Genomic DNA, 17002 nt, shown 5'->3' with positions numbered 1-17002 from the left:
GGTCGGCGTGTCAGACGAACTGGGAAAGGCCCGGAACGGAATTGACCACCTCGTCCACGGTGTCGGTGCCGGCATGCTGGCGGGCAACGGCGATGGTTTCGCGGGCGAGCGCGGTGATTTCGCCCATGCCGAGGCCGAGCGACATCAGCTGCTGGCCAAGCGCCATGACGCCGCCGCCGAAGGTGGACATCAGACCGCCAAGCAGGCCGCCGCCACCAGAACCTTCGCCGTTGAACTGCGCCACCAGCGCGGGCGCGCCGGGGATCGCCTCGATCATGCGCGCCACGGCCGCGTCATCGGCTTCGCGCTGCAGAAAACCCAGCATCATGCCGACGGCCTTTTCGGCGATTTCGGGCGCAATGCCCACCTTGTCCGCCACGCGGGTGACCAGCTCGTTCATCACATTCTCCTCGATGTTTGACGTTAACGTCAACGTAAATTATGGCGCGACCGGATGCAAGCCGAAGGCTGCCTATGGCTTGCGAATAATGCGTGCTATCACCGCCGGGCCTAACCTGCCACCGCGATCATGGGACGAGCGGCGGCGATCCCCATCTCGATCTTGAAGACAGTGCCGGGACGGCGGCCACCGGGTCAGCTGCCCCAGCTTTTGCCAAGCGTATCGGCCATATAGGCGCCGCGCCGGCCCATCGGCTGTTCGGGGCCGGTGGTGCTGTCGCGCTTCGTCTGGTGCTCCAGCTCCGCATTGATCTCGGCGCCGAGGATGATGATGATCGAGGAGATCCACACCCAGAACAGGAAGCCGATGAGCGCGCCGAGCGTGCCGTAGGTGACGTTGAAATTGGCGATATGCGAGAGATAGAAGGACACGCCGAGCGAACCGCCGAGCCAGAAGAGGGCGGCAAGCGATGCCCCCCAGCTGATCCAGCGTTTCTTCGCTGGCTCGCGGCTCGGACCATAGCGATAGAGCAGGCTGATGCCGATGGCGGCCATGAGGAGAAGCACGGGCCAGCGCGCAAGCGACAGAAGCGTTTCGGCAAAGCCGCCGAGCGGCAGGAAGGCGATCATGGCGGGGATGACGCCGAGCCCGACAAGCAGCACGATGGCGGCAATCAGCGCCACGAAGGTGAAGAACAGCGAGACGAGGTTCAGGCGGATGAAGCTGCGCTTCTCATCCTCGCCATAGGCGATGTTCATCGCCTCGAACATGGCCTTGACGCCATTGTTGGTACTCCACAGCGCAATGCCAAGACCGATCACCAAACCGTAGCTCAAGGAACTGCGCTCCTCGCTGGCGAGCGTCTGCAACTGCTTGAAGAAGATCTCCAGCCCGTCCGACGGCATGACCTCGCGCAGGAAGCCGAGACGCTCGGTGATCGCTGCCGGATCGGACACGAAACCATAGAGCGAGACGAGCGCCGTCATGGCGGGAAAGACGGCGAGCAGCAGATAGAAGGTGACGCCACCCGCGACCAGCATCACCCGGTCCTCGATGATCGACAGATAGACGCGGTAGGCGACATCGAGCAGCCCCTTCCAGGGGATCGCCGAGGGGGTTTTGGCGCTTCGTCCGCGAAGATCGGCCTCGCCTGTCTGGTTCATGCGCGCGTCCTCCTCACATCCGAAACGCCGCCGCTGGCACTGCCGCGCCGAAACGCCTGTCTCCAAAACACCTCACATTGCCGAACATGCCTGTCGCCCCTATAAAACCGAATACCCGCTAACGCTTACGTCAGGAGGCCGGTTGCATGGTCGATCAGGGAAAACTCTTCATCGGCGCCAGCCGCAATCCCGATGATACGCTGGCAAAGGCGCAGTATCTGGCGCTGAAATTCGCCAACCGCCATGGCCTGGTGACCGGCGCCACCGGTACCGGCAAGACCGTGACGCTGCAGGTGCTGGCCGAAGGCTTTTCAGAGGCCGGCGTGCCGGTCTTCTGCTCCGATATCAAGGGCGATCTGTCAGGCATTGCAGCTCTTGGCGAGCCGAAGGACTTTCTGCTGAAGCGCGCCGAGGAGATTGCCTTTTCGGATTATGACAATGCCGCATTTCCGGTGATCTTCTGGGATCTCTACGGCGAAAAGGGCCACCGCGTCCGCTCGACCGTCGCCGAAATGGGGCCGCTGCTGCTGGCGCGCCTGATGGATGCCAGCGAGGCGCAGGAGGGCGTCCTCAACATCGCCTTCAAGATTGCCGACGAGGGTGGCCTGCCGCTGATGGACCTGAAGGACCTGCAGGCGCTGCTCTCTTATATGGCCGAACAGGCGTCGGAGATTTCCGCGCGCTTCGGCTTCGTCTCGAAAGCCTCGATCGGCTCGCTGCAGCGCGGGCTGCTCGTCCTGGAACAGCAGGGCGCCCAGCAGTTTTTTGGCGAACCGGCCCTGAGGATCGAGGATATCATGCGCGTGGCGCCCGATGGGCGCGGCGTAGTCTCCGTGCTTGCGGCCGACAGGCTGATGATGAACCCGAGGCTCTATGCCACCTTCCTGCTCTGGCTTTTGTCGGAACTCTTCGAGGAACTGCCGGAGGTGGGCGATCCGGAAAAACCGCGGCTCGTCTTCTTCTTCGACGAGGCGCATCTTTTGTTTTCCGAGGCGCCGAAGGTGCTCCTGGAGCGGGTGGAACAGGTGGTGCGCCTCATCCGCTCCAAAGGCGTCGGCGTCTATTTCATCACGCAAAACCCGCTCGATGTGCCCGAAACCGTGCTGGCGCAGCTCGGTAACCGCGTGCAGCATGCGCTGCGCGCCTATACGCCGCGCGAGCAGAAGGCGGTGAAGACGGCGGCCGAGACGTTTCGCGCCAATCCGGATTTTTCAACCGCAGAGGTGATCACCACGCTTGGTACCGGCGAGGCGCTGGTCTCGACGCTCGAGGACAAGGGCGCTCCCTCGATCGTTGCCCGCACGCTGATCCGCCCGCCATCGGCCCGCATCGGACCGCTGACGGACACTGAGCGCGCCGCAGTCCTTGGCAAAAGCCCGGTCGCCGGCCTCTACGACGAAGACCTCGACCGGGAATCGGCCTTCGAGATCCTGGCGGCGCGAGCGGGAAAAGCCACGCGCTCCGGCAGCGCCACCGGCGAGGAGGCGCCGGCGAAAGACGAGAGCGCCGCCAGCCGCTGGAAACTGCCCGGCTTCGACACCGGCGACGAACAGCCCGACCGCCGCACCCCACCCGCCCGACGCGGCGGCTCTCAACGCGAAACCATCATAGAGGCCGCCATGAAAAGTGCCGCCCGCTCCGTTGCAAGCCAGGTGGGCCGGGCACTGGTGCGCGGGATCTTGGGGAGCTTGAAGCGGTAGGGTGGCAAAGACGAACCGTGCGCGTTCAGTCCCGACCGCCAAAATCCCCCTTACCGCTTCCGCACGAATTCCGTGCGCAGAACAAGGCCCTTGATGGCGTCGTGGCGGCAGTCGATTTCTTCCGGGTTGTCGGTAAGCCGGATCGACTTGATCACGGTGCCCTGTTTCAGGGTCTGGCCGGCGCCCTTGACCTTCAGGTCCTTGATGAGGGTGACGCTGTCGCCGTTCTGCAGCACGGTGCCGGCGGAATCGACCACTTCGGCAGCCTTGGCTGCCGCTGCGGCCAGTTCCGAGGCCGGGCGCCATTCGCCGGTTGCTTCGTCATAGATGTAGTCGTCGTCATCGCCAGCCATAGCCGCGTGCTCCCTGATCGCTTGTGCGGAAAAATCGGATAAGCGGGCTTAAGCGCCTGAAGGGCAGAAGTCAAAGCGGGCCTTTTGCAAGGATGGCCCGGGGAGGGCCCAGGAGAGATCTGGGGCAGCGGGACGCAGCGCGATGCCCGCACCGACAAGGGGGTGCGGGCAGACCGGCGGGGAATTGCTCGGGCCGTCAGAACATGCAAACGGCGGGCGGTCGGGGCATGCGCTTCGGGTGGGGCGGCGATGGCCGCAGGCGCAAGGTTGCTGCAAGCGGCATCACCGGTCTGTCCCAATGGTTCACGCGGCGCTTGCCACCAGCGAGAAATAGGCCCCCTGCGGGTCCTGCGCATTGACGATGACGCTGCCGCCGGGCACCGGCATCGGGCCGTTCACCACCTGGCCGCCGCCTTCGGTAATGGCCGCGACGGCCGGGGCCATGGCGGGGACGTTGATGTAATAGGACCAGCAGGCAACGGGCACATGCGGGGGTCGCGTCATCATGCCGCCAATGGCTTGGCCCTGATGGGCAAAGATCAGGTATCGGCCCATCGCGCCCATATCGATCGCATGGTCCAGCGTCCAGCCGAACATCTTGCTATAGAAGGCAAAGGCTTCCTCGCCATCGCCGGCCATCAGTTCGTGCCAGCCGAAGGTGCCGGGCGTGCCCGGTTCCGGTTCGGGCGGCGGCGTGTCCATCGGGGCGGGCGTCATCAGGCACAAGACGGCACCGTGCGGATCGGCCACCACCGAGAAGCGGCCGACGCCCGGAATATCCTCCGGCGGCCGCATGATCGCGCCGCCGGCCTGCGCAAAGTCCCGGGCCATGCCGTCGACATCGTCCACGGCGACGTAACCCGTCCAGTTCGGCGGCAGCTGGCCTTTCATCGCCTCGGGAATGTCCATCATGCCCGCCACGCCGCAGGTTTGGCTTCCGGCTTGCGTGTTGAAGATGTGGTAGGTCATGCCGGGCATGCCATCGGCTGCGGCCGGCATCGGCATGGAGCCCACCGTCCAGCCGGTTATGGCTTGATAAAAGCGGGCGGCGGCGTCGGTGTCGCTGGTCATCAGCTCGCACCAGATGAATTTTCCGTGGGTTTCAGACGGCATGGAGCGGGATCCTCTTGTCACTGGCAGCAGCTGGCGGGGGGAATGAAGACGGGCGCGGGTTCGTATTCGTCGTGGCGCCGGACGAAATTCATCGTCGAGCTTTCGTTGCGCCCGAGCGGCGCCTGATCGAGGATCATCAGCGTGCCGATCCCTTCCTCGCCGCCGCGGGCATAGCTCGAATAGGTGTGAAAGATTTCACCCTTGTCATTGCGGTAGAAGCTGGAACTCCCCGGCAGTTCGTCATGGGCCTTGTCGCTCGGCGTTTCGCGGTAATTGTAGATGACGGAGCCGCTCGCCAGCTGTTCCTTGGTAAACGACACGCCGAAATCGAAATTGAAATCGCTGCCGAAGGACGAGACCCAGGGGAATTGCCAGCCCATGCGGCGCTTGTAGGCCTCGATCTTGGCAAGCGGTGCGCGAGAGACCGAGACGAGCGTGACATCGTGATGGTTGAGATGCACCAGCGTGCCGTCGACATGATCGGCAAAGAAGGAGCAGCCGGGGCAGCCGGCCTCCCAGTCGGGGCCGAACATGAAATGGTAGATGATCAGCTGGCTGCGTCCGTCGAACAGGTCGGCGAGCGACCTTTGCCCCTTGGGCGTCTCGAAACGGTAGTCCTTGTCGATCTTCACCCAGGGGAGCGCAAGGCGCTCGCGGTTGACGGCGTCGCGATGGCGCGTCACCTCTTTTTCCCTCAGCAGAAGCGCCTTGCGCGCCTCCAGCCATTCTTCCTTCGAGACTACGGCATGCTCCATATCGCCCTCCCGGCAATGATGTGTGGCTCGTCTTGACATTTAGGTTGATATCAACATAAATCAGTCATGTCAAACCCCCATGTGATTCCTTTTTCGACAACCCTTCATGTTCGCGACACCTGCCTTTGTCTGCATGTGCAGCGCGCCGCCCGCGCGCTTGCGCGCAGATTCGATGCGGCGCTTCGCCCGCTCGGTCTCACCAATGGTCAGTTCTCGCTGATGATGTCGCTCAACCGGCCACAGCCGGCGCCGATGGGATCGGTCGCGACGCTGCTTGACATGGACCGCACGACGCTGACGGCGGCGCTGAAGCCGCTGCAGCGGCGCGGGCTGGTCCATGTGGTGGCCGATCCGAAGGATGCCCGCAGCCGGCTCCTGACGCTGACGCCGGAGGGCATGGCAGTCCTTGCCGCTGCCGTGCCGATCTGGACGGCCACGCATGCGCAGGTGGATGAGGGGCTGGGCGAGGGCGGCCCGCAGCGTCTGCGCGGCGATCTCTCCAATATCCGCTAGGGTATTCTAGCCAAATCGGGCGGCGATGCGCGGATCGGCGCGAAAATCGGCAAGCGCAAAGCCGAGGCGCTGGCGCGGGAAATCGCAAAGCACCTGCACGTGGCGTGCCGACAGGTGCAGGCGCACGGCCTGCCGCTCCACCGGTTCGCGGGCGCCAAAGCCACGCGGCTCGAGAAGCGCCAGGTTCTGCCCGCCGCAAGGGTCTCGCACGGACCGATAGAGAATGGCGTCGAGACCTGCCGCGCGGGCCGTATCGGCAAGCGCCTGACAGGCGGTATAATCGGTCGGATACTCGAAGGCTTTTGCATCGCGTGAGAGCGGCGGCAAGGTCAAGTCGAGGCCGTTTTCCGTGTCGATGCGGGCAGAAAACGCCGTGTAGTCGCTGGCATTGGCCGGCAGCGGGGTTGAGGGAGATTCGGCGTAGAACAGCAGCCGGTAAAAGGCCATTTCCGCCACAGCCGTTTGCAGCGTGGCGGCAGCGTAGAAGACGCCCGGTGTTTTTCCCGCCCGGCGAAAGCGTGATCCGGTCGGGTAGGGCGCGCCGTAGCGGAAGGGCGTTGCCAGCAGATAATCAAGCCCGCGGGCATCCGGCGGCAGGGTCGGCTTGGTGTTCTCCAGCAGGTCCTCCAGGCGTGACTGCTCGTCGGTGGTATCGACCAGCTTCATCGTCGACACCTGATGCTGCGCTTCGACCAGGCGCCAGAAACATCCGTGAACGGGTGACTTTTCAGACGAGAGCGCGTCTGGCGTCCAGATAGGCAAGGACATCTATGAGCCCGGAAACGGTGAGGATCTTGTCGGCCGGCACGGCTTCCAGCGCGGTGTTGCGGTTCTGCATCCAGGCACGTGCCGTGGCTTCGTCGCCGCCGGTGACGGCATCGAGCGACCGGAACAGGCGGATGAACAGAAGCGCCAGTTCGAAGGCCTTGTCTGTCGGCTGGAGCGCCAGCTCCTGCCGCTTCAACCGGGAGATCGAGGCTTCCGACAGGCCGAGAATGGCGCCGAGCCGCCGGCCGTTGAGGCCAAGCCGCTCTGCCGCGCGCACCGCAGCCTTGCCGACCACAGCAGCATCCGCAAGCGATTGTCGGTGCGCCGGCGCGTCCGGCTCGTGAACAGGGGATAGGTCGTACATCAGCCACCTTCTTTCCTCAGAAAGAATGTAGACCAAAAACCCTCAAATGCAAGAAGGGCCGCGCGGATGGCGGCCCTTCCGAAATCAGGTGAGGTTTTCTGCTCAGGCAACCGAGACCGGAACTTCGGTCGAGGTGCGCATGGCGTGGCTGTAGGGGCACACGATATGGGCCTTGGCGATGAGGTCTTCGGCCTGGGCCTTGTCCATGCCGGGGATGTCGACGACGAGCGAGACTTCGATGCCGAAGCCGGTGCCGTCATCGCGCGGGCCGATGCCGACGGAAGCCGTGACCTTGGTGTCTTCCGGCACCTTCACCTTTGCCTTGCCGGCAACATTCTTCAGCGCGCCGAGGAAGCAGGCGGAATAGCCGGCGGCAAACAGCTGTTCGGGATTGGTGCCGGTCGCGCCGTCACCGCCAAGTTCCTTCGGAACCGTCAGCGTGACGTCGAGGACGCCGTTCTCGGATACGGCGCGGCCGGCGCGGCCACCGGTTGCGGATGCCTTGGTCGTGTAGAGGATAGCCATGATCGTCTCCTTGGTTGATGTCCGTTGTCGCGGGATGATGTATTGTGTATTATTGAATTGCGCACAATATAATTATGCGCATTGAAGTCCCGCGTCAAGCCTGCGACAATCGGAAAGTTAGGGCGCTTTGGCCGGATGTCAGGACGCATGCATGCAAAAGTCCGGCCAAGCGCCGGCAAATGCCCGGAAAGATTGGGAAAACATGGACGAGGATCTGGCAGAAAAAAGCGGCATCCGCCTGCATGAGATGCTGTGCTTTGCGCTTTACGGCGCCTCGCACGCCTTTTCGCGCGCCTATAAGCCACTCCTGGAGCCGCTCGGGCTCACCTATCCGCAATATCTGGTGATGGTCAGCCTCTGGGAGGCGGATGGCCAGCCGGTAAAGGGGCTGGGCGCCGCACTCGATCTCGATTCCGGCACGCTGTCGCCGCTTCTGAAGCGGCTGGAACAGGCGGGCCTCGTCACCCGCACCCGCGCCGAACAGGACGAGCGGCAGGTGATCATCTTCCTCACCGACAAGGGCCGCCGCCTGCAACAGGAGGCGGCGGGCGTCACCTCGGCCATCGCCGCCGCCACGGGCTGCACCCGCCAGGAGGCGGAGGATCTGCGCGAAAGCCTTGCGACGCTGAAGACGGTGCTGGTCGAAAGCGGCAGCCGGTAGGGGCGCGGTCACTCAGAAAGTCCCCTCCCAAACCAGGGGAGGGCTGTTGCATTTCAGACAAGTCCCCCTCTGCCCTGCCGGGCATCTCCCCCACAAGGGGGGAGAAGCGGCGTGACAAGCGTCCTCTTCCTGCATCAGAGGGTGCGGCCGGGTTAAGCCCTAGCAAAAAGGTCCCCTCCCAAAACAGGGGAAGGGCTGTTGCATTTCAGACAAGTCCCCCTCTGCCCTGCCGGGCATCTCCCACACAAGGGGGAAGAAGCGGCGTGACAAGCGTCCTCTTCCTGCATCAAGCGGTGCGGCCGGGTTAAGCCCTAGGAAGAAAGTCCCCTCCCAAACCAGGGGAAGGCTGTTGCATTTCAGACAAGTCCCCCTCTGCCCTGCCGGGCATCTCCCCCACAAGGGGGAGAACCGACGTCAAAAGCCTCCTCTTCCTGCATCAAACGGTGGGGCCGGGTTAAGCCCTAGCAAGAAGGTCCCCTCCCAGAACAGGGGAAGGGCTGTTGCATTTCAGACAAGTCCCCCTCTGCCCTGCCGGGCATCTCCCCCACAAGGGGGAGAAGCGGCGTGACAAGCGTCCTCTTCCTGCATCAGAGGGTGCGGCCGGGTTAAGCCCCAGCAAGAAAGTCCTCTCCCAAACCAGAGGAGGTCTGTTGCATTTCAGACAAGTCCCCCTCTGCCCTGCCGGGTATCTCCCTACAAGGGGGGAGAAGCGGCGTCAAAAGCCTCCTCTTCCTGCATCAAACGGTGCCGGCCGGGTTAAGCCCTCCCCCTTGTGGGGAGGGTTTGGGAGGGGACTTTCTTTCTGCCGCGATTGCCCGATCTGCCACGCGGGAAGTCCGGGCCAGCCCTGCATCCCGCCGCAAAAGCCGAAATCGCGGCCAACCCGGCGCTGTTTGCCGTGGCGTCTTGCATCGGGCCGGAGCGGCAGGTAACCGTGACCATGCGTTTTTGATGATGAAACCGCCGCCGGTGAGCCCAAGCGCCGTTGCGGCCTTTTTGCCCATGCCAGAGGATTTTTCCCGATGCTTCGCAATCTTTACGCCTGGACCATGGCGCTTGCCGCGCGAAAGGCCGCCGCCTGGTGGCTGGCCATCATTGCCTTTGTCGAAAGTTCATTCTTCCTCGTGCCGGCCGACGTGCTGTTTGTGCCCATGGTGCTGGCGCGGCCGCGCCGGGCCTATTTCTATGCCACCATTGCCACCATCGCCTCGGTGCTGGGTGGCATTCTCGGCTGGACCATCGGGCATTATGCCTTCGAGGCGATTGCCCGTCCGGTGCTTGTCTTCTACGGCAAGCTAGAGACCTTTGAGGGGCTGGCGCAGTCGGTGGACTGGAAGACCATTCTCATCCTGCTCGTCACGTCGGGCCTTGCGCATCTGCCGCCGATCAAGGTGGTGACGATCCTGTCGGGCGTTGCCAATTTCAATCTCGGCCTGTTCATCGTCTCGGCCATCATCGCGCGCGGCGGCCGCTTCTTTGCGCTCGCCTGGCTGCTCAACACCTATGGCGAGGAGATGCGCCATTTCATCGAAAAGCGCCTGTCGCTGATCTCGGCCATCGTCGCCGGGGCGCTCATCGTCGTCTACGGCGCCTACGTCCTGCTGCATTGAGCGGCTTTTCACGCGGCAGGGCCTGCCGCGTGAAAAAGGCTTCGACGTCGATCAATCCCAGTGCGGCGGGCGCAGATGGCCGGGATTGACGATGCGGCCATCCGGCCGTGCCAGGCCCTTGATCGCCGCCATCTCGTCGGCTGACAGGGTAAAGTCGAAGATGTCGTAGTTTTCGGCAAGCCGGCTTTCCGTTGCCGTCTTGGAGAGCGCGATGATGCCCTCCTGCTGCACGGCAAAGCGCAGAACCACCTGCGCTGCCGTCTTGCCGTGACGCGCGCCGATATCCTTCAGAAGCGGATCGTTCGGCACCTTGCCGTCAGCCATCAGGTAATAGGCGGTGAGCGCAATGCCTTTTTCCCGCGCGGCTTGAAGAAGCTTCGACTGGTCGAGATAGGGATGGAATTCCACCTGGTTGGTGGCAATCGGCGCCTCCGACAATTTTGCGGCCTCTTCCATCATGGCGATGTTGAAGTTGGAAATGCCGATGTTTTTCACCTTGCCGGCCTTCTTCACCGCGTTCAGGCTCTCCATCCGCTCGGAAAGCGGCACATCGCTCTGCGGCCAGTGGAGCAGCAGAAGGTCAACATAATCGGTCTTCAGCTTCTTGAGGCTTTCATCAACGGAGGCTGCAAAACTGGCCTTGGCGTACTTGTCGACCCAGACCTTGGTGGTGAGAAAGATATCGCTGCGGGCGATGCCGGAGCCGGCGATCACCTGGCCCACCTCGGCCTCGTTGCCATAGATCTGGGCGGTATCGACATGGCGGAAGCCAAGCTCGAGCGCCTTTGGCAGGATGCGCAGGATATCGGCGCCCGGCATGCGGAACGTGCCGAAGCCGAGCGCTGGAATATGGGCGCCATTGGCGGTGACTGTATGCATGGATATGCTCCTTGGGAATTGGCCTTTCCTGCACTTTGCCGCAGGAAAGGCGGTGTGTTCTACATGGGCAGGCGCGGCCGGACTTCAACCCTGCCCGCGCGGGCCCCACCCCGTTCGGCCCGGGATAAGTCCGTGGCTCAGCCGGCAAGCGGTGGATCGAGGCGGGCAAAGCCTTCCTGCCGGCGATAGGGGAAATGCGGGTAGGGCGCCGTCACCGCGCTTGCGGCATCCAGCCTTGCGATCTGTTCGCCCGTCAGCTGCCAGCCGATGGAGCCGAGGTTCTGGCGCAACTGCGCCTCGTTGCGTGCGCCGATGATGACGGAGGATACGGTCGGCCGCTGCGTCAGCCAGTTGATCGCCACCTGCGGCACGGTTTTTTCCACCTCAACCGCCACGTCTTCCAGCGCATCGATGACACGGTAGAGGTATTCCGTCTCGACGGGCGGGCCGAAACCGGCCGTTTCGTGCAGGCGGCTGCCGGCCGGGAGCGGCTTGGCTCGGCCGATCTTGCCGGTGAGGCGGCCCCAGGCAAGCGGGCTCCAGACCAGCGCACCGAGCCCCTGATCCTGCCCGAGCGGCATCAGATCCCATTCGTAATCGCGCCCGGCAAGCGAGTAATAGACCTGATTGGCCACATAACGCGTCAGGCCATGGCGATCGGCTGCGGCAAGCGATTTCATGATCTGCCAGCCGGAAAAGTTCGAGACGCCGATATAGCGCAGCTTGCCGGCCTTCACCAGCTGGTCGAGGGTCGAGACGACGTCCTCGACGGGGGTCGAGGCATCATAGGCATGCAGCTGGAAGATATCGATGTGGTCGGTGCCGAGCCGCCGGAGTGCCGCATCGACGCTTGCGATGAGGCGGGCGCGCGAGGTGCCCCAGTCGTTCGGGCCAGACCCTGTCGGCAGGCCGGCCTTGGTGGAGATCAGCACGCGGTCGCGCCGGCCTTTGATGGCCTTGCCGAGCACCATTTCGGAGGCGCCGTCGGAATAGACGTCGGCGGTATCGAAGAGGGTGACGCCCGCCTCCAGGCAGATGTCGACGAGGCGGCCCGCCTCCTCGACATCCGTGTTGCCCCAGGCGCCGAACAGCGGGCCGGAGCCGCCGAACGTGCCGGCGCCAAAACTTAGGACCGGCACTTTCAGGCCGGATCTTCCGAGATTGCGATACTCCATGGCAGGATCCTTCTCTTAAGGGAATGGGCGTGACGAAAGGTCAGGCGGCGGGGGCGGCGGCAGCCTTGGCAGGCTGTCTGTTGAGGGCGCCGCTGACGAGCGTCAGTGCGCAGGCGATGGCAACGAGGGCGCCGCCGACCGCCGGCGTGGCGCCAAGGCCGAGCGGCGAGGCAACCACCAGCCCGCCGATCCACGCGCCGCCGGCAATGCCGAGATTGAAGGCGGCGATGTTGAGCGCAGAGGCGACGTCGACAGCGCCGGGGCGATGGATGCGGGCGAGCTGGACGACGTAAAGCTGCAGGCCGGGCACCGTGGCAAAGGACAGGAAGCCGATTGCTGCAAGCGTCACCAGGGCCGGCATGGCGTAATGGGCGGTGAGGGTAAAGACGGCAAGCACCAGCGCCTGCAGCGCAAGCAGGATGGCAAGCGCTTTTACCGGATTGCGGTCGGCAATGCGCCCGCCGGCCAGGTTGCCGAATGCGATGGCAAGCCCGTAGAGCACCAGCACCAGGCTGACGCTTGCCTCCGAAAAGCCAGTTACTTCCTGCAGCATCACGGCCAGATAGGTGAAGGTGACAAATGTGCCGCCATAGCCGAAGGCCGTCATTGCGTAGACGATGAGCAGCCGGCCGGAGCCAAGCGCGCGCACCTGATCGAGGAGACTTGCCGGCACCGCCTTAGACAGCTTGGACGGCAAGAGCGCCAGGATGGCGAGGAAGGCGATGACGCCGAGGCCGGAAACGGTGAGGAATGTCGCGCGCCAGCCAAAATTCTGGCCGATCAGCGTGCCGAGCGGAACGCCGGTGACGATGGCAACCGTCAGCCCCATGAACATCAGGGCAATTGCCGAGGCGCGGCGGTTTTCCGGCACGAGGTCAGCGGCAATCGTGGCGCCGACGGAGAAGAACACGCCATGGGCAAAGGCCGACAGCACCCGCCCGACGAGCAGCATGCCGTAACCGGAGGCAAAGGCTGCGACGAGATTGCCGAGGATGAACAGCGCCATCAGCCCCAGCAGCAGCGGCTTTCGCGCGATCCGCCCGGACAGCGCCGTCAGCACCGGCGCACCGAAGGTGACGCCGAGCGCATAGATGGAGACGATCATGCCGGCAAGCGGCAGGGTGATGTGAAGATCGGAGGCGACCGTCGGCAAAAGGCCGACGATGACGAATTCGGTGGTGCCGATCGCATAGGCGGCGATCGTCAGCGCAAGAAGGGCAGCAGGCATCGGATTTCTCTCAAACGATGAGGAAGCGCTCCGTTTCGGGGGGCGCAGAGATCGGGTTCGAGGCTTGAGATAGACCCGGGGCGCGATGTGAACTAGAATGCCGTCAAGAACAGCACTTGTGACATGGGTTCACCAATGGCGCGTCCCGACATCAACCGCTCCGGCGAAATGGAAGTGTTTGTGGCGGTGGTGGAGGCGCAAGGCTTTTCGGCGGCTGCCCGGCGCCTGTCGATGACGCCGTCGGCAGTCAGCAAGCTGGTGACGCGGCTGGAAAAGCGGCTTGGCGCCCGGCTGATCGCCCGCTCCACCCGCCAGTTCCGCCTGACGCCGGAGGGACAGGATTTCTTCGATCGCGCCACGGCCATCCTGGCGAGCATCGAGGATGCCGAGCGGGCGGCCGGCGCGGCCGTCGAGGCCGTGGGGCGCATCCGGTTGAACAGCAGTTCGGTCTATTGCACCCATGTGCTCAACCACCTGCTGCCGCAATTCCTGGCGCTTTATCCGGGCGTGACGCTCGATATCGCCCAGACCGATGCGGTGATCGACCTTCTGGCCGACCATGCGGATGTGGCGGTGCGCACCGGGCCGCTCAAGACTTCCAGCCTTGTGGCGCGAAAGCTTGGCGAGACGCCCCTCATGCTGGTGGCCTCTCCGGCCTATCTGGAACGGGCCGGCACGCCGCGCCATCCGGCAGAGCTTGCCCATCATTCGCTCCTGCGCTTTTCCTATACGCGCAGCATTCGCGACTGGACGTTCAGGCTCAAGGAGGAGGAGTTTTCGATCTCGCCGGCGGGCGCCGTGCAGGTAAATGATGGCGAGGGCATGCGTCAGCTGGCGCTGTCCGGCATCGGCATTGCCCGCATGGGCGCCTTTGCCGTCGCCAGCGATATCGCGGCCGGGCGTCTGGTTCCTCTGCTCGAAGAGTATGATCCCGGCCATCGCGAGGCATTTTATGCGGTCTATGTCGGGCAGGGCGGTCCGCTGCCGTCGCGGGTGCGCGCGCTTCTCGATTTCCTGGCGGAGCACGGCCGCGTCGGGCCATGAGCGGGTGCAAGCTCGACTGGCCTCAGCCGCCGAAGACCACCGTCGAGACGAGGTAGATCGCCGCAAGCGAGGTGAGGGCGGCAAGGCTTGCAATCAGGCCGTCGCGGGCGACGAGCGAGAGGCCGAAGAGGGCGATCGTGCCCATCGGGGCGGTGCTGGCAAAAGGGATGAGCTCCAAGGGCGGCACGGTGAAGCAGAGCGCGATGCAGAGTGCGGCCATCCCCTGCAGCCATGGCGGTTTCGTCAGCCGTTTCAGCCGCGGCTTGAACAGCCTGTCGGTGACGCGCGCCACCGGCCGCAGTTTCTCCATCGCCTTGCCGAGCTTGCCTGCACCGATGGTGCGCCGCTCGACGAAGCCCGGCAGCCACAGGTGCTTTCGCCCGATCAGGATCTGCACGGCAAACAGCGCGATGACCACGGCGATGGCCGTCGGAAGTCCCGGAATGCCGCCGATCGGGCTGATCTCGATCACTGCCGGCACAAGCAGGAAGGGCCCGAAACTGCGCTCGCCGACTTCTTCGCGCACGTCATGGATGCTGACCGTGTCCCTGTCATCCGCAAGGCCGGCAATCGCATCCAGCACCTCGGTCAGGCTTTGCGGCTCGTGAGCGTCTTCGGGCGGGCGGCTGGGGGCTTGTCCGGGCGCAGTGTCGTTCGTCCTTGCGTCCATGGCAGGCGTCATCCTTTTGAGTGCGCCGGGACGGGCGTCAGGTCTTTGCCTCGGCAATCGGCTTTTCGCTGTGCCGGCCAAACAGGCGACGACCGAAGCGCTGGCGCAGATAGGCGGAGGTGCGGTAGCGCAGGCCGGCCGGGCGCTCCGGATCGACGAGATCCGATTCGGCTACCCATTCGTCGTCCATTCCCATCTCGCGCTCCTCGACGGGTCTGAGGCCGCGCGCGCCCTCCGGTGTGTTCAGAGCCTCGATGGTCTTCACCACCGATCCGCCATGCAGCTTGAGCGTTTCCTCGACGGTCTTCAGCGTCTCGCCGAGATGCTCGGCCAAAAGATCGTTGCGGCGGGCAAGGATGGTGCGGCTGTCCGCCGTCCCGCCCTCTGCGGCCTCCACCAGAATGTCGCATTCGGTGTCGTAGCCCATCGAGCGGTTGTTGAGATTGGCCGAACCGAGCTTCAGGATGCGATCATCGGCAATCATGATCTTGGCGTGGACATAGATCTCCTTGCCGGCGTGATTGACCGGATAGAAGATGCGGAACCGGCCGTTCCGGTCGGCGGCCTTGACCAGCTTGATCAGCCGGGCGCGGGCCGTATCCATGGTCTTTTCCTCCAGCCAGCCGCTGGCGCTCATCGGGTTGACGATGACGATTTCCGGGCCGTCCGGCTCCTCCAGCCGCTTGGCCATGGCTTCCGCAATACGGCGCGAGGCAAAATACTGGCTCTCGATGTAGAGCGTCTTTCGGGCCGCCGCGATGATGGCGAGTGTCGCCGTTTCGATTTCCACCACCTGCTGATGCTCGCCATATTCGGGGGCGGTGCGGGCAATGCCGATATCGATGCCGTTGAAATCGGCTGGCAGGTCCTTTGGCCAGAGCGGGCCGGTGGCGGACACCGGCTGAAGCGTCTCGCCGGTTGCCGTCTGCCAGCGAGCGCGGGCAAGGTCGCCGAGTGCCTTTGCGGCGGGGCCGGAAAAGCAGCTCGTCGCATCATGCCACGGCGGCTCCGGCCGGCCATAGGGCGAGAGGCGGTTCTGATCGTCGTCCATGTGGTCGCGCGTATCCCAGCGCCCGACGGTCATGTCGATGCCGCCGCAGAAGGCCACGGCATCGTCGATGACCAGCAGTTTCATGTGGTGGGCGGCCATTGCCGGATGGGCGCGGTCGAGTTTCAGGTTGATGCGCTTTGAAAACATCCAGCGCAGCATGTGCAGCGGCGTTTCGCCGCGCGTGATGGAGTGGACGAGCCCGACATCCCATTTGAGAATGCGGATCTGCAGGTCCGGATTCCGTTTCGACAGATGCTCGAAAAGCCGGCCGAGCTTATCCGGATGGTCCCTGGTTTCCGCGCCCGGCACGAGGCGGATGCGCGTGTCGAAATCCCAGCCGATCAGCAGGATGGAGCGGCGCGCCTGCAGCATCATGTCCTTGGCATGGCGAAAGAAGTCTGCGGCATCGACGATCACCGACAATTTGTCGGCTCGGGCGATGCGCCAGCAGGTCTCGTTTTCCACGACAAGGCTCTCGGGGGACAAATCGGGCGTCGCCTTGGCCGGATCGGATGTTCCCTTTGCGGGAAAGCATGTCATGATGGGTTCCGAAGCTGCTATGGTGAACCGGAGGTTGGTGCCAAGACGCGCATCGCTGCAGCTTTGTTCCGGGAAATCAGACGGGACCATCGAATTTATGCCGCATGAGGCGGCTAGGGTGGCGTTGATGAGAAAGCATGAGGGCTGATGAGGATTTCCTGGTGTATTGTGTGGCTGGCGGTGCTGATCGCCATTGTCCTTTGTATTCCCTTGATCGAACGGGGCGTGCTGCCATCCCGCTCGACGGTAACCGCGCCGGGTCAGGAAGCGCCGCTTTTGCCCGTGCCGCAACAGCAACGTCCTTGACGCGCTCTGAGGCGTCCTGGGGCGGCCTGGGGCCGCGAGCGCCATACCATCACATTCGGTGATGGTTTCATGTCAGTGGCTGCTGGCTTATGCACGTCCTTGAACGCCGGCGGCATGCTTCAAGCAATAATCTTTCGATCACTGCGGCGGGATTAAAAAATCCTTGACCTTGCGGCCGGTGCGC

General features: G+C 63.9%; 19 protein-coding genes. 6 read left to right on the top strand and 13 right to left on the bottom strand.

Features of this window, described 5'->3' with window-relative positions; all coding sequences use genetic code 11:
* Positions 1 to 10: 10 nt before the first annotated feature.
* Both J2858_RS02575 and J2858_RS02570 read right to left on the bottom strand, forming a co-directional pair.
* A complete protein-coding gene (locus tag J2858_RS02575) occupies positions 11 to 400 on the bottom strand; it encodes a hypothetical protein (RefSeq protein ID WP_210103175.1) in 390 nt (129 codons plus the stop codon).
* 194 nt (positions 401 to 594) lie between these two features.
* On the bottom strand, positions 595 to 1563 hold the full coding sequence (locus tag J2858_RS02570; RefSeq protein WP_210103174.1) for a YihY/virulence factor BrkB family protein: 969 nt from the start codon (positions 1561 to 1563) through the stop codon (positions 595 to 597).
* A 146-nt stretch (positions 1564 to 1709) separates the two neighbouring features.
* Here J2858_RS02570 and J2858_RS02565 point away from each other — a divergent pair, with 146 nt between their 5' ends.
* Positions 1710 to 3263 (top strand): helicase HerA-like C-terminal domain-containing protein, encoded by a 1554-nt coding sequence (locus J2858_RS02565; RefSeq protein WP_210103173.1) that lies wholly within the window; start codon positions 1710 to 1712, stop codon positions 3261 to 3263.
* Between the two features lie 50 nt (positions 3264 to 3313).
* Here the strand turns inward: J2858_RS02565 and J2858_RS02560 are convergent, their stop codons facing one another.
* The 3 genes from J2858_RS02560 to J2858_RS02550 all read right to left on the bottom strand — a co-directional run bounded on the left by J2858_RS02560 (position 3314) and on the right by J2858_RS02550 (position 5484).
* Positions 3314 to 3616, bottom strand: a complete 303-nt coding sequence (locus tag J2858_RS02560; protein WP_210103172.1) for an alkylphosphonate utilization protein — start codon at positions 3614 to 3616, stop codon at positions 3314 to 3316.
* Positions 3617 to 3919: 303 nt separating this feature from the next.
* Positions 3920 to 4729, bottom strand: a complete 810-nt coding sequence (locus tag J2858_RS02555; RefSeq protein WP_210103171.1) for a VOC family protein — start codon at positions 4727 to 4729, stop codon at positions 3920 to 3922.
* 17 nt (positions 4730 to 4746) lie between these two features.
* Positions 4747 to 5484: a DUF899 domain-containing protein gene (locus tag J2858_RS02550; RefSeq protein WP_210103170.1), complete on the bottom strand. Its 738-nt coding sequence runs from the start codon at positions 5482 to 5484 to the stop codon at positions 4747 to 4749.
* A 66-nt stretch (positions 5485 to 5550) separates the two neighbouring features.
* Here J2858_RS02550 and J2858_RS02545 point away from each other — a divergent pair, with 66 nt between their 5' ends.
* The gene (locus J2858_RS02545; protein WP_210103169.1) at positions 5551 to 5997 is read left to right on the top strand and encodes a MarR family winged helix-turn-helix transcriptional regulator; all 447 of its coding nucleotides are present in this window, start codon (positions 5551 to 5553) and stop codon (positions 5995 to 5997) included.
* Positions 5998 to 6003: 6 nt separating this feature from the next.
* On the opposite strand, the gene J2858_RS02540 is transcribed toward J2858_RS02545, so the two are convergent.
* The 3 genes from J2858_RS02540 to J2858_RS02530 all read right to left on the bottom strand — a co-directional run bounded on the left by J2858_RS02540 (position 6004) and on the right by J2858_RS02530 (position 7654).
* The gene (locus J2858_RS02540; protein WP_210103168.1) at positions 6004 to 6765 is read right to left on the bottom strand and encodes an RES family NAD+ phosphorylase; all 762 of its coding nucleotides are present in this window, start codon (positions 6763 to 6765) and stop codon (positions 6004 to 6006) included.
* Positions 6725 to 7129 carry an MbcA/ParS/Xre antitoxin family protein gene (locus J2858_RS02535; RefSeq protein ID WP_210103167.1) on the bottom strand — a complete coding sequence of 135 codons (405 nt, stop codon included), beginning with the start codon at positions 7127 to 7129 and terminating at the stop codon, positions 6725 to 6727. The genes J2858_RS02540 and J2858_RS02535 overlap by 41 nt, the downstream gene beginning before the upstream one ends.
* Positions 7130 to 7231: 102 nt before the next feature.
* Positions 7232 to 7654: an organic hydroperoxide resistance protein gene (locus J2858_RS02530; protein ID WP_210103166.1), complete on the bottom strand. Its 423-nt coding sequence runs from the start codon at positions 7652 to 7654 to the stop codon at positions 7232 to 7234.
* Positions 7655 to 7856: 202 nt separating this feature from the next.
* Between J2858_RS02530 and J2858_RS02525 the strand changes: the two genes are divergently transcribed.
* Complete coding sequence (locus J2858_RS02525; RefSeq protein ID WP_210104102.1) at positions 7857 to 8315, top strand: MarR family winged helix-turn-helix transcriptional regulator; 459 nt, start codon at positions 7857 to 7859, stop codon at positions 8313 to 8315.
* A 1022-nt stretch (positions 8316 to 9337) separates the two neighbouring features.
* Positions 9338 to 9925 carry a YqaA family protein gene (locus J2858_RS02520; RefSeq protein ID WP_210103165.1) on the top strand — a complete coding sequence of 196 codons (588 nt, stop codon included), beginning with the start codon at positions 9338 to 9340 and terminating at the stop codon, positions 9923 to 9925.
* Positions 9926 to 9976: 51 nt separating this feature from the next.
* Here J2858_RS02520 and J2858_RS02515 read toward each other — a convergent pair whose 3' ends face one another.
* The 3 genes from J2858_RS02515 to J2858_RS02505 form a co-directional block, all read right to left on the bottom strand.
* Positions 9977 to 10804 carry an aldo/keto reductase gene (locus tag J2858_RS02515; RefSeq protein WP_210103164.1) on the bottom strand — a complete coding sequence of 276 codons (828 nt, stop codon included), beginning with the start codon at positions 10802 to 10804 and terminating at the stop codon, positions 9977 to 9979.
* Between the two features lie 137 nt (positions 10805 to 10941).
* A complete protein-coding gene (locus J2858_RS02510; protein WP_210103163.1) occupies positions 10942 to 11979 on the bottom strand; it encodes an aldo/keto reductase in 1038 nt (345 codons plus the stop codon).
* 40 nt (positions 11980 to 12019) lie between these two features.
* Positions 12020 to 13207 (bottom strand): MFS transporter, encoded by a 1188-nt coding sequence (locus tag J2858_RS02505; RefSeq protein WP_210103162.1) that lies wholly within the window; start codon positions 13205 to 13207, stop codon positions 12020 to 12022.
* Between the two features lie 135 nt (positions 13208 to 13342).
* Here J2858_RS02505 and J2858_RS02500 point away from each other — a divergent pair, with 135 nt between their 5' ends.
* The gene (locus J2858_RS02500; protein ID WP_210103161.1) at positions 13343 to 14251 is read left to right on the top strand and encodes a LysR family transcriptional regulator; all 909 of its coding nucleotides are present in this window, start codon (positions 13343 to 13345) and stop codon (positions 14249 to 14251) included.
* Between the two features lie 22 nt (positions 14252 to 14273).
* On the opposite strand, the gene J2858_RS02495 is transcribed toward J2858_RS02500, so the two are convergent.
* Positions 14274 to 14921 (bottom strand): exopolysaccharide biosynthesis protein, encoded by a 648-nt coding sequence (locus J2858_RS02495; protein ID WP_210103160.1) that lies wholly within the window; start codon positions 14919 to 14921, stop codon positions 14274 to 14276.
* A gap of 37 nt (positions 14922 to 14958) precedes the next feature.
* Positions 14959 to 16512, bottom strand: coding sequence for a phospholipase D-like domain-containing protein (locus tag J2858_RS02490; RefSeq protein WP_210103159.1), 1554 nt, complete (start codon positions 16510 to 16512; stop codon positions 14959 to 14961).
* Between the two features lie 147 nt (positions 16513 to 16659).
* Between J2858_RS02490 and J2858_RS02485 the strand changes: the two genes are divergently transcribed.
* Positions 16660 to 16818 carry a hypothetical protein gene (locus J2858_RS02485; RefSeq protein WP_210103158.1) on the top strand — a complete coding sequence of 53 codons (159 nt, stop codon included), beginning with the start codon at positions 16660 to 16662 and terminating at the stop codon, positions 16816 to 16818.
* Positions 16819 to 17002 lie beyond the last annotated feature (184 nt).

The sequence above is a fragment of the Neorhizobium galegae genome (genome assembly GCF_017877135.1).
In the GTDB taxonomy this organism is placed as follows: Bacteria; Pseudomonadota; Alphaproteobacteria; order Rhizobiales; family Rhizobiaceae; genus Neorhizobium; species Neorhizobium galegae_A.
This window is presented reverse-complemented; position numbering and strand designations above follow the sequence as displayed.

Excerpts from the sequence above, each read along its gene's own strand:
- J2858_RS02540 (WP_210103168.1), bottom strand. The coding sequence starts at position 6,765 with ATGTCCTTGCCTATCTGGACGCCAGACGCGCTCTCGTCTGAAAAGTCA.
- J2858_RS02505 (WP_210103162.1), bottom strand. The coding sequence starts at position 13,207 with ATGCCTGCTGCCCTTCTTGCGCTGACGATCGCCGCCTATGCGATCGGC.
- J2858_RS02525 (WP_210104102.1), top strand. The coding sequence starts at position 7,857 with ATGGACGAGGATCTGGCAGAAAAAAGCGGCATCCGCCTGCATGAGATG.
- J2858_RS02575 (WP_210103175.1), bottom strand. The coding sequence starts at position 400 with ATGAACGAGCTGGTCACCCGCGTGGCGGACAAGGTGGGCATTGCGCCC.
- J2858_RS02500 (WP_210103161.1), top strand. The coding sequence starts at position 13,343 with ATGGCGCGTCCCGACATCAACCGCTCCGGCGAAATGGAAGTGTTTGTG.
- J2858_RS02520 (WP_210103165.1), top strand. The coding sequence starts at position 9,338 with ATGCTTCGCAATCTTTACGCCTGGACCATGGCGCTTGCCGCGCGAAAG.
- J2858_RS02570 (WP_210103174.1), bottom strand. The coding sequence starts at position 1,563 with ATGAACCAGACAGGCGAGGCCGATCTTCGCGGACGAAGCGCCAAAACC.
- J2858_RS02545 (WP_210103169.1), top strand. The coding sequence starts at position 5,551 with ATGTCAAACCCCCATGTGATTCCTTTTTCGACAACCCTTCATGTTCGC.
- J2858_RS02490 (WP_210103159.1), bottom strand. The coding sequence starts at position 16,512 with ATGACATGCTTTCCCGCAAAGGGAACATCCGATCCGGCCAAGGCGACG.
- J2858_RS02565 (WP_210103173.1), top strand. The coding sequence starts at position 1,710 with ATGGTCGATCAGGGAAAACTCTTCATCGGCGCCAGCCGCAATCCCGAT.
- J2858_RS02550 (WP_210103170.1), bottom strand. The coding sequence starts at position 5,484 with ATGGAGCATGCCGTAGTCTCGAAGGAAGAATGGCTGGAGGCGCGCAAG.
- J2858_RS02495 (WP_210103160.1), bottom strand. The coding sequence starts at position 14,921 with ATGGACGCAAGGACGAACGACACTGCGCCCGGACAAGCCCCCAGCCGC.
- J2858_RS02530 (WP_210103166.1), bottom strand. The coding sequence starts at position 7,654 with ATGGCTATCCTCTACACGACCAAGGCATCCGCAACCGGTGGCCGCGCC.
- J2858_RS02485 (WP_210103158.1), top strand. The coding sequence starts at position 16,660 with ATGAGGATTTCCTGGTGTATTGTGTGGCTGGCGGTGCTGATCGCCATT.
- J2858_RS02555 (WP_210103171.1), bottom strand. The coding sequence starts at position 4,729 with ATGCCGTCTGAAACCCACGGAAAATTCATCTGGTGCGAGCTGATGACC.
- J2858_RS02560 (WP_210103172.1), bottom strand. The coding sequence starts at position 3,616 with ATGGCTGGCGATGACGACGACTACATCTATGACGAAGCAACCGGCGAA.
- J2858_RS02535 (WP_210103167.1), bottom strand. The coding sequence starts at position 7,129 with ATGTACGACCTATCCCCTGTTCACGAGCCGGACGCGCCGGCGCACCGA.
- J2858_RS02515 (WP_210103164.1), bottom strand. The coding sequence starts at position 10,804 with ATGCATACAGTCACCGCCAATGGCGCCCATATTCCAGCGCTCGGCTTC.
- J2858_RS02510 (WP_210103163.1), bottom strand. The coding sequence starts at position 11,979 with ATGGAGTATCGCAATCTCGGAAGATCCGGCCTGAAAGTGCCGGTCCTA.